General features: G+C 64.4%; 13 protein-coding genes. 7 read left to right on the plus strand and 6 right to left on the minus strand.

The window, feature by feature from the left end:
- The first annotated feature begins 92 nt into the window (after positions 1-92).
- The 7 genes from PQ627_RS18900 (at position 93) to PQ627_RS18930 (ending at position 5,381) form a co-directional block, all read left to right on the plus strand.
- Positions 93-1,010, plus strand: a complete 918-nt coding sequence (locus PQ627_RS18900; protein WP_274262890.1) for a LysR family transcriptional regulator — start codon at positions 93-95, stop codon at positions 1,008-1,010.
- 151 nt (positions 1,011-1,161) lie between these two features.
- Positions 1,162-1,662 (plus strand): RidA family protein, encoded by a 501-nt coding sequence (locus tag PQ627_RS18905; RefSeq protein ID WP_274262891.1) that lies wholly within the window; start codon positions 1,162-1,164, stop codon positions 1,660-1,662.
- A complete protein-coding gene (locus tag PQ627_RS18910) occupies positions 1,655-2,428 on the plus strand; it encodes a hypothetical protein (protein WP_274262892.1) in 774 nt (257 codons plus the stop codon). The genes PQ627_RS18905 and PQ627_RS18910 overlap by 8 nt, the downstream gene beginning before the upstream one ends.
- Before the next feature lie 23 nt (positions 2,429-2,451).
- Positions 2,452-3,222: an amino acid ABC transporter ATP-binding protein gene (locus PQ627_RS18915; RefSeq protein ID WP_262276277.1), complete on the plus strand. Its 771-nt coding sequence runs from the start codon at positions 2,452-2,454 to the stop codon at positions 3,220-3,222.
- Between the two features lies 1 nt (position 3,223).
- Entirely contained in the window at positions 3,224-3,862 is a 639-nt protein-coding gene (locus tag PQ627_RS18920; RefSeq protein WP_144660870.1) for an amino acid ABC transporter permease, read from the plus strand.
- The gene (locus PQ627_RS18925; protein ID WP_144660872.1) at positions 3,859-4,512 is read left to right on the plus strand and encodes an amino acid ABC transporter permease; all 654 of its coding nucleotides are present in this window, start codon (positions 3,859-3,861) and stop codon (positions 4,510-4,512) included. The genes PQ627_RS18920 and PQ627_RS18925 overlap by 4 nt, the downstream gene beginning before the upstream one ends.
- A 26-nt stretch (positions 4,513-4,538) precedes the next feature.
- Positions 4,539-5,381, plus strand: coding sequence for a substrate-binding periplasmic protein (locus tag PQ627_RS18930; protein ID WP_274262893.1), 843 nt, complete (start codon positions 4,539-4,541; stop codon positions 5,379-5,381).
- Positions 5,382-5,438: 57 nt separating this feature from the next.
- On the opposite strand, the gene PQ627_RS18935 is transcribed toward PQ627_RS18930, so the two are convergent.
- The 6 genes from PQ627_RS18935 to PQ627_RS18960 form a co-directional block, all read right to left on the minus strand.
- Positions 5,439-6,347, minus strand: coding sequence for an aldose 1-epimerase family protein (locus PQ627_RS18935; RefSeq protein ID WP_274262894.1), 909 nt, complete (start codon positions 6,345-6,347; stop codon positions 5,439-5,441).
- Entirely contained in the window at positions 6,344-7,864 is a 1,521-nt protein-coding gene (gene araA / locus PQ627_RS18940) for an L-arabinose isomerase (protein ID WP_274262895.1), read from the minus strand. The genes PQ627_RS18935 and araA overlap by 4 nt, the downstream gene beginning before the upstream one ends.
- A 66-nt stretch (positions 7,865-7,930) precedes the next feature.
- Positions 7,931-8,638 carry an L-ribulose-5-phosphate 4-epimerase gene (locus PQ627_RS18945; protein ID WP_274262896.1) on the minus strand — a complete coding sequence of 236 codons (708 nt, stop codon included), beginning with the start codon at positions 8,636-8,638 and terminating at the stop codon, positions 7,931-7,933.
- Complete coding sequence (gene araB, locus PQ627_RS18950; RefSeq protein ID WP_274262897.1) at positions 8,635-10,377, minus strand: ribulokinase; 1,743 nt, start codon at positions 10,375-10,377, stop codon at positions 8,635-8,637. The genes PQ627_RS18945 and araB overlap by 4 nt, the downstream gene beginning before the upstream one ends.
- Before the next feature lie 192 nt (positions 10,378-10,569).
- Complete coding sequence (locus PQ627_RS18955; protein ID WP_274262900.1) at positions 10,570-11,553, minus strand: LacI family DNA-binding transcriptional regulator; 984 nt, start codon at positions 11,551-11,553, stop codon at positions 10,570-10,572.
- Between the two features lie 69 nt (positions 11,554-11,622).
- The gene (locus tag PQ627_RS18960; protein WP_274262901.1) at positions 11,623-13,053 is read right to left on the minus strand and encodes a xylulokinase; all 1,431 of its coding nucleotides are present in this window, start codon (positions 13,051-13,053) and stop codon (positions 11,623-11,625) included.
- Positions 13,054-13,131 lie beyond the last annotated feature (78 nt).

The following is a 13,131-nucleotide window of genomic DNA, read 5'->3' on the forward strand; positions in this document are numbered from 1 at the left end:
GGCGACGACGTTGTCGCCAGGCCTGGCTCGTTGTTTTACTTAAGATACATGCGCAAGTGCCTTAAGAACAGCTTATTGTGCAAGAATGATTCATGACCGAAAAACCCCTCCCGGACGTCACCAGGCTGCGACTCCTCAACGAGGTCGCGAAGCAGGGGTCACTGGCGGGCGCGGCCCGCGTCCTGGGCATCACGTCCTCGGCTGTCTCGCAGCAAATCAGCATCCTGGAACGTGAAACCGGCGTCCAGCTTTTGGACCGTTCATCAAGGGGCGTCGGGTTGACCGGTGCGGGGGAAATACTGGTGGAGCACGCACGCGCGGTGGTCCGGCTCCTTGAGGCAACCCGCGCCGAGATGGACCAGCTCAGCGGCGAGCTTGCCGGCCGGGTCCGGATCGGCTCCATTCCCTCCCTTGCCCGGAACGTACTGCTGCCGGTCGCCGAAAAGCTCGAGGTGACCGTTCCCGACGTCGAACTGACGGTCAACGTCGTGGAGCCGGTGGACAGCATCGAGCAATTGCTGAACGGCGCTTTGGACATTGCGATTGTGGACCTTTACGACAATGTGCCCGTCGCCTTTCCCGACTACCTGGTGACCAGGGAAGTCATGAGTGAGCCATTGGCCTTGATCACTCCACCGGACTTTGTTGTGCCGCCACGGCTGAAGCTGACCGACCTCAAGAACGCGGACTGGGTGTTGACCCCCGAAGTGGGTGCCTGCGGACAGGCGGTCCGTTTCGCCTGCCGGAACGAGGGATTCGAACCCAACAGCCGGTGGGTTGTGGACGATCTTCTGCTCTTGGTCGAAGCCATTTCGCGGGGAAGGGGCATCTCTTTGCTCCCGCCGTTCTCCGTGGACAGTGCGGTGGCGCCGGTAGGAATCCATGCCTTCGACAAGCCCCGGATCCAACGCCGGGTGCTCACGGTAACGCGCAGCAGCGACGCCCGGCGGCCAATCGTGAAAGCCGTCCTCGACGAGGTCCATGGCCTCCTGGGTGCCGCTGCCGCCTAAGCCGCCAAGGCCGCCGTCGGGCCGTTAACCCAGGCCCAAGAATCTCTTGCGGCAGCCCCAGCAAACCTCGTTCTGCAAGCCGGTCAAACCCCCTTTTTTCGTTCCATGCTTGAAGTGATCAGTGACGATCACCACAAAGGAGAAACGAAAAATGACCACCCTCGAACGACGCTTCGCAGAGGTTCCCGGACACTGGCAGGTGCCAGGCCACTTCAAGATCAACCACAGCCACGGCATCCGCGTTGGGGACATGATTTATGTGGGTGGCCAGGAGGACCTCGACGCTGACGGCAACGTTAACAACCCCGGCGACATCGTGACACAGTGCAAGAACGTCATGGAGTCCCTGAAGCGGGTCATCGAAAGCCTCGGCGGAACCATGGGCGACGTCGTCCAGTTCAACACCTTCTACGCCGGCGAGCTCAGCTACGAAGAATGGCAGCGTACCTACGACATCCGCTTCAGCTACTTCCCGGCTCCCGGCCCCACGGCGACCGGCATCCTGATCGGCGAGGAGCTGAACCTGCCGGGCATCCGGGTGGAGGTCAACGCCGTCGCCATCGTCGGCAGTGCCGCAACCCGCGTAGAAGCGTTCGACGGCGGCAGCCAGGCAACGCTCGACGTTCCCGTGGAGGTGGCCGGCAATGACTGAAGTCAAGCCCCAGCTTGGCGTCATCCTCTGCGACCTCGACTCGTATCCGGTGGACTACGTGGAATGCCTCACCCCGGATGCGCCCGGCATCAGTGACAACCCCGTAGGCTTCTTCGAGAATCCCGCCAGCTGGCAGGGCCTTCCCGTGGCCTACGCGGTGGCGCGGGGTGCCCGGGTGGAGCCTCTTGTGAACGGTGAGCCCGAAGCTGTGGAGGCCTTCTGGAAGGCGAGCAAGAAGCTTGCGCACTGCCCCTTGGTCATCACCGACTGCGGCTTCTTCTTCTACGCCCGCAAGGACAAGCGCCAGACGACCAACGTCATCACCAGTGGGCTGGACCTGCTCCCCATCGCCTCGGTGCTGTCCAGCGGCTACATCGGTGTGTTGACCGTCTCGGAGTCACTCGCCACCAAGCTGTTGGCCGATCACCCCTTGTCGGCACAGATCGTCATCGCCGGCATGGAAGGCGAGCCCGGCTGGGCAACCATGCTGACCAACGATCACGCGCTGGGCAACGGCTGGGACCAAGCCTTGCTGAAGGAGGGCGTCGCCAGGGTGGTCAAGCGTGAGTTCGGGCCCGGTGGCCGCTTCGCCGACGTCGGTGTCCTGGTCCTTGAATGCACCTTGTTGCCCGAATTCCGCCAAGAGATCCGCAAATACACCAACGTGCCGATCCTCGATATCGCCTCTTTTGCGTTGAACGCCCTGGGCAAAGGGTTCGACGCCGGTGCGGCACCGGCGCCAGCCAGCGCCGCCTTGAGCCAATGACACAGGTCAGGAACGAGTCAGTCATGCATGAAGACACCGAGCAGGGCAGGACCGCCATCTCGCTGGAATCAGTCGTCAAGCGGTACGGGGACCACACCGTTATCAATGACGTGTCCTTGTCTGTCCGTGAAGGCGAGGTCATCGCCATCATCGGTCCCAGTGGGGCTGGAAAGAGCACCCTGCTCAGGTGCATCAACCTGCTGGAGGTCCCGGACAGCGGACGGATCACCGTTGAGGGAAACCAGGTGGTGGCCGGGACGGAGATCAGCCATAAGGACCTGGTCCGGCTACGCCGCAACGTGGGCATGGTGTTCCAGTCCTTCAACCTCTTCCCGCACATGACAGTGCTGCGGAACATCTCCCTTCCGCAGGAACGCGTCCTTGGCAGGAGCCGGGCAGAAGCTGACGCACGTTCCATGAAGCTCCTGGAACGTGTAGGGCTGGCAGACAAGGCCAGGCAATATCCGGGCCGCTGTTCCGGCGGCCAGCAGCAACGCATTGCAATCGCCCGGGCTCTGGCTCTGGACCCGCAGGTGATGCTGTTCGATGAGCCGACGTCGGCCCTGGACCCGGAAGTTGGCCTTGAGGTTCTGGCGGTCATGCGTGAGCTGGCCGCTGAAGGGATGACCATGGTGGTGGTCACCCACGAGATGCAGTTCGCCAGGGATGTCTCGGACCGCGTAGTGGTGATGGCCGAAGGTGCCATTCTCGAAGAAGGCGACCCTGCCGACGTCTTCACTGCTCCCGCCATGGACCGCACCCGCCGGTTCCTGCGTGCCGTATTGGAGCGCTGACATGGATCACCTCAGCGTGGTGGCGCAGGGCGTTTCCATGACGCTCGCGCTGACACTTTCCTCGCTTCTGGTTGGCGCCATCGGTGGCATCCCGTTGGCACTGGCCCGCCGGTCCCGGCTGGCGGCAGTGCGGTTCATCGCGCGTTCCTTCATTGAACTGCTGCGCGGGATCCCGCCATTGGCATGGTTGTTCATCATCTACTTCGGCGTAGGAACGGGTGTGATCGAGCTCAGTTCCTTCGCGGCTGCCGTGATTGGCTTCGGCCTCGTGTCCTCCGCCTACATGGCCGAAATCTACCGTGGCGGGCTGACAGCCATCCATGACGGCCAGTGGGAAGCCAGCGACGCATTGGGCCTTTCACGCGCCGCGACGTTGCTCAGCGTCATCGGACCTCAGGTCCTGCGCGTGTCCATTCCCGCTGCTGCCACCTTCGCCATCGGCCTGCTCAAGGATTCCTCCGTGGCCTCGGTCATCGGAGTCCAGGACACCATCTATTGGGCCAGCCATGAATCCACGGTGTCCGGTGATGCGATCGTGCCCTTCCTGTGGGCAGCCGGGCTGTACGTGGCCATGACCATTCCCTGCGCTTGGGCAACAAGGTTGCTGGACGCCAAGCTCCGAAAGCGGGTTGCGCGATGACTTTCTTCAACGACTGGGTGGATTACTTCCCGGACCTGTTGGGCGGGCTCGGAGTGAGCCTGCAGCTGACGCTGGTAACGCTGCTGATTGGCTTGCCCGCCGGACTTGTTCTGGCCCTCGGCGCGAGTTCGGGAAACCGGCCGGTGCGGGTCCTGTCGATCGGTGTGATCGAGGTAGGTCGTGGAACTCCTGCCCTGGTGGTCCTGCAGCTGTTCTACTTTGGCCTTCCCTCGGCCGGAATGACGCTGACCTCCTTCGTCGCAGCATCGCTGGCGCTCGCCTTCACTACCGCGGCCTACACCAGCGAGATCATCCGTGGCGGCTTGCAGGCAGTGCCCGCCGGTGAAATTGAAGCCGGTCATGCCCTGGGGATGGCCCGCGGGGACATCCTCCGTTTTGTCGTGATTCCGCAAGGGATCAGAATCGCCATCCCACCGCTCATGGGATTCGCGATCATGGTGTTTCAGGCGACCTCCCTGGCCTACACCATTGCCATGCCGGAACTGATGAGCCAGGCCTACTCCATCGGCTCCATCACGTTCCGCTACCTGAGCATCCTCACCCTCGCGGGCCTCATGTACGCCCTGATCACCATTCCCGCGAGTTCCCTGAGCAACTTCGTTGAGCATCGTTTGGCGCGTCACCGTTGATACGCCATTTAGGCAAAGGAACCACAATGAAATTACGAATGATCGCGTCCGCTGTGGCTGCCCTGACGCTGGCTGCGGCGCTCAGCGGCTGCGGCGGTGGCACTGAAGCGGCCGGATCCAAGGTCTCCGCAGACTGCAAAGCTGCATCGGACTTCGGCACCATTAAGAAGGGCAACCTGACGGTGGCTGTCTATGAAGCGCCTCCCTACGTCACGTTCAAGGGCAATGAGCTCGGAGGCGTTGACGGAGATATCCTCATGGGTTTTGCGCAGAAGCAGTGTCTCTCCATCACCACTGTTTCCGCTGCTGCCGCGGCAGTTATCCCCACAGTCCAAGGTGGACGCGCCGACGTCGCGACAGGCGGCTGGTGGCGGTCCAAGGCGAGGGCCGACATCCTGGACCTGACCGACCCCATCTACACGGACCAGATGGTGTTGATCTCCAAGGACGGTCTCAACAAAGTCACTGACCTCAAGGGCAAGAAGGTCGGCACCGTCAACGGCAACGTCTGGGTGGATGACGCCAAGAGCTACCTCGGCGGGGACCTCCAGCTCTACAAAGCGCCCGTGGACTTGTTCCAGGACCTCAAGTCGGGCCGGCTTGACGTGGGCATCGATGGCTTCGGCGAGGCCCACAACAACAGCAACGGCCTCAAGGTAGAAGTTCTGGAGCCTGACAACGCCATTAAGGCCTCCCTCGAACCGCCGCAGACCTGCCTGCCGGTGACCAAGGGAAACACGGCTTTGCTCAAGGCTTTGAACGACTACGTGGACAGCCTCCGCAAGGATGGCAGCCTGGAGAAGATCGTGGTGAAGAACGGCTTCCCGGCCTCGGCGATAGAGACGGGGTCGGCCCGCCTGATCGGCTAACCCAAGTAGGGGACAGCACCTGCTCCACTGAGTGCTCAGTAGGACGTGTGCTGTCCCCTAGTTGGGTTGCTGCAGGGCGTAGATGCTCCAGGACGCTGTGTGCTCGGCTCCGGGTTCGAGGCGGATCAGGTCCGTGCCGCTGTTGAAGGCATCGGGCGGGCACGTCATCGGCTCCACGGCCAGTCCAATACGGCTCGGAATGGGTGCCGGCTTGTCTGCCGTATGGATCTGCAGCCACGGGCAGCTTCCGTCCCACGACATTCCGACGCCGGTGCCCGCCGGGTCGCGCAGCGACAGCCGCGCCAGCCCGCCGTCGAACGTGACGTCCGTAAACGCGTGGTCGATTTCGGTGGCACCGATCGGACGGGCCGCACGGAAGTCGAACTCATGCCCCTCCACGGGTTCCAGCGAAACCGGCAGCAGGCGGTCGGGCGTGACCTCGAGGAACGAGGAAGCGGGCGCTTCAAGGATCCACTCGTCCAAGGGCGAAGAACCCGCCACCAAGTACGGGTGCGGACAGACCCCGTAGGGCGCAGCAACGTCTGCGGCGTTGTGGGCGGTCACGGAGGTGTGGAGCCCGGTTTCGTCCAGGACATACCGCGTCGAGAGTTCCACCACGAACGGATAGCCCGACGTCGGTCCCACAGTGCACGTCAAGGTGACCGAACCGGGGTCGTGTTCCTTGACGGTCCAGTCGAGCGGGTAAGCGAGCCCGTGCAGCGCCGTGCCCCGCTCCGGTTCGCTGACCGCCAGCTGGTGGCTGACGCCGTCGAAGGTGTATCTCCCGTCAGCGATCCTGTTCGGCCACGGCGCGGCGATGATGCCGCGGTAGTCCGGGATCGGGCCGCCTTCCGGGAACGGAACCACAAGGTCCCGGCCTTCGAACTGCAAGACACGAAGCGCAGCGGACCGTTCCGTGACAACCGCCTCGTAGCCGCCGGCTTTCAGGCTGTATTCAGCGCTCACAGGCCGCCGGCCAACTTGTAGTACGCAGCGTTCCAGGCAAGTTCCTTCTTGAACTGTTTGATGGTGGTGCCTTCGTCGATGGTGAGCAGTTCCGTGCGGGCGATCTCGGCGAAGTCTTCAAACACCTCGAGTCCCACCTGGGTGGAGAGTACAGTGTGGTGGGCGGCGCCGGCGGTCAGCCACGCGGCGGCCGAGGTGGCAAAGTCCGGCTTCGGTTCCCAGAGCGCGCGGGCCACCGGCAGGTTGGGAAGCGGCTGGTCGAGGTCGACGACGTCCACGGCGTTGGCGACCAAACGGAACCGGTCGCGCATATCGGACAGCGCGACGACGACGCCGGGCCCTGCGTCGGTGTCAAAGACCATCCGGACGGGATCTTCCTTGCCGCCAATACCCAGTGGATGGATCTCGACGCGCGGTTTCTTCGCCGTGAGGGACGGGCAGACCTCCAACATGTGCGCCCCGAGGATCTTCTCCGAGCCGGGTTCCAGGTGGTAGGTGTAGTCCTCCATGAGCGAGGCGCCGCCGGGCAGCCCCGAACCCATGACCTTGGCCGCCCGGACCAGGATGGCGGTCTTCCAGTCACCTTCGGCTCCGAAGCCGTAACCGTCGGCCATGAGCCGCTGGACGGCCATGCCTGGGAGTTGCCGGAGTTCGCCGAGGTCCTCGAAAGAGGTCGTGAAGGCCGCGGAACCGTTGGCTTCCAGGAAACTGCGCAGGCCCAGCTCGATCCGGGCGCTGTACCGCAGCGATTCGTGCCGGGCACCGCCGGCCTTCAACTCGTCCACCACCTCGTAAAGCCGCTCGTACTCGGCAACCAGCGTGTCGACGTCGGACTCTTCCGCGCCGTGGACGGCGTCGGCGAGTTCGTTGACCGACCAGGTGTTGACCGAGACGCCGAAGCGCAGTTCGGCTTCGGTCTTGTCGCCCTCGGTGACGGCGACGTTGCGCATGTTGTCGCCAAAGCGGGTCAGCTTCAGGTTCCGGACCGCTGCCCAGCCTGCGGAGGCACGCTGCCAGGCGCCTATCTGGCGGGCGACCTCCGGGTTGGAGACATGCCCGACGACGGTCTTCCGCGGCACGCCGAGGCGCGCCTGGATGTAGCCGAATTCGCGGTCGCCGTGGGCCGCCTGGTTCAGGTTCATGAAGTCGAAGTCGATGTCCGCCCAGGGGAGGTCCCGGTTGGCCTGCGTGTGCAGGTGGAGCAGCGGTTTGCGGAGGGCGTCGAGGCCCTGGATCCACATCTTGGCAGGGCTGAACGTGTGCATCCAGGCGGTCACGCCGATGACGGAATCGTCCGAGTTCGCTTCAAGGGCGGTGCGGCGGATGGCGTCGGAATCGGTGAGGACGGTCTTCCAGACGAGCTTCACCGGCACCTCACCAGCGGCGTTCAGGACGTTGGCGATCTCCTGCGACTGCGCGGCGACCTGCTTGAGGACATCCTCGCCGTAGAGGTGCTGGCTGCCGGTGAGGAACCAGACCTCGTACTGGTCGAGCGAGGTGTTGTTGGCGTTGGGCATTTGATGGCTCCTGGGTATGGGCGTAAAGCGGTGGCTGGTTGGGCGGCAGAGCGTTGGTGGTCCGGCTCAGCGGCCGTAAACGTTCTGGTAGCGGTCGTAAAGCGAGGCGATCTTGGCTGGGTCGATGGGAAGCGGATCCCCGAGCTGGCGCGAAACGTGCACCGTTTTGGCCACTTCTTCGCACATCACGGCGGCTTTGACGGCCTCGCGGGCGGATTGGCCGATGGTGAACGGCCCGTGGTTCTGCATCAGCACTGCCGGCGAGTTGGAGTCCTTCAACGTCTCCACGATGCCTTGGCCTATCGAGTCGTCACCGATCAGGGCAAACGGGCCTATGGGGATGGGCCCGCCGAATTCGTCACCCATCATGGTCAGCACGCACGGGATCTCCTCACCCCGGGCCGCCCAGGCCGTGGCGTAGGTGGAGTGGGTGTGCACCACTCCACCGACCTCGGGCATGTGCCGGTAAACATAGGCGTGCGCTGCGGTGTCCGAGGACGGCGAGAGGTCGGGATTGCCCCAGTCGATGGTGCCGCTGCTGCCGGTGTTCATGCCCCTGACGGGGGTGCCGTAAAGATCGGTGACCACCATGAGCTCGGGGGTGAGGTCGTCATAGGAGACTCCCGAGGGCTTGATGACCATCAGGTCATGGCCCGGGATGCGGCCGGAAACGTTGCCTGCCGTCCAAACCACGAGTCCGTAGCGCGTCAGTTCGGTATGGAGTTCGCAGACGTCCTTGCGGACCTGCGCGATGGTGTCCAGAAGGGCGTTCATGCGGACACCCGCTCAGCGTTGTCGGTGGAAGAGTTCGACGCCGGTTCGGAGACCCCGCCTGCGCCCTGCGCCTGGCGCTGGATGGACTTGAGGCGGTGCATCACGTTGTTGGTTCCGCGGCCGAAGTAGTCGTGAAGGGTTTTGTACTCCTGGAAGAGCACTTCGTACGCGGCCACGTTCTCCGGGATCGGGGTGTACACAGCCCCCGGCGCGGCGGCCATGGCAGCGGCGGCCTCCCGGATGTCCGCGTACTTCCCGGCAGCAACGGCAGCGTGGATGGCCGAACCCAGTGCGGGACCCTGTTCCGAGCCGATGGTGGAGAGCTGCAAGCCGGTGATGTCCGCGTAGACCTGCATCAGGAATTTATTCTTCAGCAGGCCCCCGGCCACGATGAACTCCTTCACCGGAACACCGGAATCGCGGAACGCATCCACGATGGTGCGGGTCCCAAACGCCGTGGCCTCCAGCAAGGCCCGGTAGCTGTCCTCAGGCTTGGTGGCCAACGTCTGGCCCACCACAACGCCGGACAGTTCGTGGTCCACCAGCACTGAGCGGTTGCCTGAATGCCAGTCCAGCGCGATCAGTCCGTGCTCGCCGATGGCCTGCTTTTCCGCGAGTTCCGTGAGGTACTCGTGGATGCTTTGGTCCTGGGCTGCGGCGGCCCGGTGGTATTCAGGAGGTACGCCGTTCTTGGTGAACCAGCCGAAGATGTCGCCCACTCCGGACTGGCCCGCTTCGTAGCCCCAGAGTCCATCCACGATGCCGCCGTCGACCACGCCGCACATACCCGGTACTTCGCGCAGGACATCGCCGTTCATGACATGGCAGGTGGAAGTTCCCATGATCGCGACGAGCTGCCCAGGTTCCACTGCGTTTGCGGCAGGTGCGCTGACGTGGGCGTCCACGTTGCCTACCGCCACGGCGATTCCCGCCGGGAGCCCGGTCCAGCCGGCGGCTTCTTCGGTGAGATATCCCGCGGCATCTCCCAGGCGCCCGATGGTGTGTTCCAGCTTGCTGCTGACAAAGTCCTTGAAGTCAGGGTTCAGGGCTGCCAGGAAATCCTCCGAGGGGTATTTTCCGTCCTGGTAGATGCCCTTATAGCCGGCCGTGCAGGCGTTGCGGACGTAGCTTCCGCAGAGCTGCCAGACGATCCAGTCGGCCGCTTCAACCCAGTGCTCCATGGCTGCGTAGACTTCGGGGTCTTCCTCGAGAAGCTGCAGGCCCTTGGCGAATTCCCACTCCGAGGAAATCAGGCCGCCGTAGCGGGGGAGCCAGGACTCGCCGCGCTCTTCGGCCAGCTGGTTGATGCGGTCTGCCTGCGGCTGGGCGGCGTGATGACGCCACAGTTTGACGAAAGCATGGGGCCGGTCCGCGAAGCGTTCCAGCTCGTTCAGCGGCGTGCCGTCCGCCGTCGTCGGAACCATGGTGCAGGCGGTGAAGTCGGTGGCGATGCCCACCACGTTCTCCGGGTTGATGCCGGCATCGGCGACGGCGGCCGGGACGGCATTGCGCAGGACGTCGCGGTAGTCGTTGGGGACCTGGAGGGCCCAGTCTGCAGGGAGGCGGTGGCCGCTGGTGGGGAGGCGGTCCGAGACGACGGCGTGAGGGTACTCGAACACGCCGCTGCCGATCTCGGCGCCATCCGAAACGCGCACCACGACGGCGCGGCCGGACAAGGTGCCGTAGTCCACGCCGATGACGAACTGCTCATCGAGCGGGAGGTTGTCAGAGGTTTTCATGGGGGTCTCCATCCGGCTGGCCAGGGCCTCATTGCCGGGGGTCGGGGTGGAAAGTGAAGAACGTCTGATGCAATTGTTAGCGCTCACAACATTGATGTCAAGAGAAGTCCGGCGACGGGACGGGCGGTGCGGGGGCGGGCCGCGGGGCGGTGCGGGGGCGGGCCCCAGACGAGGCTGCCGGGATGCTCCGGCTTAGCTGGGGAGCGGCGCCGTGGTGGAGCGGACGATGAGCTGCGGAGTCACGGTAGCCGCAGTGCCGGTGCTGCCGCTCTCAATGCGGTCCAGCAACAACCCAATGCACCGTTGGCCGAGTTCTTCGAAGTCCTGGGCCACTGTGGTCAACGGCGGGATGAAGTAGGCCGACTCTGGCTGGTCATCAAAACCCACCAGGCTGATGTCACCGGGAACCTGCACCCCGGTTTCATGAAAGGCTCGCAATACCCCAAGGGCCATCTGGTCGTTGGCCACAAACAGTGCGGTGACGGCCCGTTCGGCCGCGATCTTCAGGCCTTCCCGGTACCCGCATTCGGCACTCCAGTCACCTTCGATCAGGGAACCGGGCTCAATGCCGGCAGCGTTCAGTGCATCACGCCAGCCGTCGATGCGGGCGGCGGCGTCGATCCAGTCGGAGGGGCCCGACAGGTGGCCGATCCGCCGGTGCCCAAGGTCCAGCAAATGCTCGACGGCGAGACGCGCCCCCTGCCGCTGGTCGACCGTGGCGCCAGCCAGTTGCTCATCGCCGACGGAACCCACGGCAACCAATGGCACCTGGGAGGTGACATCTTTGAGGACCTCGAACGTGCCCGGATGCGGAACAGTCACCACAATGCCGTCAACGCCTTGGTCCATGAAGTGGGCCAGGGCATCCTTGATGGTTTCCGGAGTGACCTCGCGAAGGCCCGCCACGCTGACGAAGTAGCCGGCGTCACGGGCTGCCTGCTGCACGCCGAGCAATGTGTGCGATGGGCCGTACTGGGCAAGCTCACTGCCCAGCACCCCTATGGTTTGGGACCGTCGGGTTACCAGGCTGCGCGCTGCAGTGTTGCGCCGGTAGCCCAACTCGGTGATGGCCTGCTCTACACGTTCGCGGGTCTTGGAACTCACGTTCGGGTGGTTGTTCAGGACCCGGGAGACAGTCTGGTGGGAAACTCCTGCCACGCGGGCTACGTCCTCCATGACGGGAGGGCGGGCTGATGCAGATTGTTCTGAGCTCACCCTGTCACGATAAAGCACTGGCGGCCAGGATCAGCCGATGGCTGCCTTGGCGGCGTAATGGCGGTACCTCTCCAGGAAGGGCGCAACGCCTTGGGGCTCAGCGTGGTCTACAGTGAGCCCTTCCACGGGCCATCCGGGCAACTGGCCCGTGAGGACTCCGGCCGCTTGCCGTGCAGCGCCGTCAGCGACGTACTCGCCGGGCTTGGGAACAAAGACGGGCAGGCCGAACGCGGAGGCAGCCACGTGTTGAACAGCTTCTGATTGAGCGCCTCCACCAACAAGGATGATCCGCCGGGCATCGACACCCTGGGCCTGGAGGGCAGCCAAACCGTCAGCCAGCGAGCAGACAACTCCCTCTATCGCCGCGCGGGCCAGGTTCGCGGGGGTGTAGTTGGAGAGGGTGAGTCCGTGAAGTGATCCCGTGGCCTCGGGAAGATTCGGGGTTCGTTCGCCTTCGAAATAGGGCACCAGGGTCAAGCCTTCCGCACCTTCCGGAGCGGACAGCGCCAGGGCTCCAAGCTCGTTCAGGCTCACGTCGAGCAAGGCGGCGGTGGCATCGAAGATCCGCGTGGCGTTGAGCGTGCAGGCCAGCGGGAGGTAGTGGCCAGTGGCATCGGCAAAGCCCGCCACCAGTCCACTTGAGTCGCGGGAAGGAGTATCCGAGACCGCGAATACCGTTCCGGACGTTCCGATGGAGATGACAACGTCCCCGACTCCGGCACTCACGCCGAGCCCCGCAGCTGCGTTGTCTCCTACACCGGGTCCTATCAGGGCGCCGCCTGGGGTCTTGCCTGCCGTCTCCAGGGGCCCAACGACTAGGGGCAGGACCGGGAGGTGCCCGAGGGTGCTCTCCAGGACATCCGGAAGGTACTCGCCGCTGGTCGCCGAAAAGTATCCCGTGCCGGAAGCGTCGGAGCGATCCGTGCGGAGCAGTTCCAGCGATGCCGGGCCTGTTCCGGGCCCGTGACCGGCCAATCGCCAGGACAGCCAGTCGTGCGGGAGGCACACCGCGGCCGTCCGTTGCGCGTTTTCGGGCTCGACCCGCGCCAGCCAGCGCAGTTTGGTGGCCGTCAGGGAGGCCACCGGAACCGTGCCCGTGCTGCCCGCCCAATAGCTGGCTCCGGCAGCTGGATCACCCTGTCCGGCGTTGCGGATGAGTTCTTCAGCGTCCTGCGCGGAGCGGGTATCGTTCCACAGCAGGGCAGGACGGACCACATTTCCGCTTTCGTCGAGGCACACCATCCCGTGCTGCTGCCCACCGACGGATACGGCATCGACGTCGTCGAGTCCGCCTGCTGCCGCGATTGCTTCCTGCAGGGCTGTCCACCAATGATCCGGGTGGATCTCGGTGCCCTCCGGGTGGGAGGCCCGGCCCTGGCGTACCAAGGCTCCGGTAACTGAATCCCTGATAACCACTTTGCAGGACTGGGTGGAGCTGTCGATCCCGGCTACGAGAGGCATGCGTTGTTCCTTTGGCGGGCCGCGCCGGGCTGCCCGGGAAATCCTGGGCAGCCCGGCGGCGGGGGTTGCGGTGGTGGG

The organism is Paenarthrobacter sp. AB444, from assembly GCF_028736865.1.
GTDB lineage: Bacteria > Actinomycetota > Actinomycetes > Actinomycetales > Micrococcaceae > Arthrobacter > Arthrobacter nicotinovorans_B.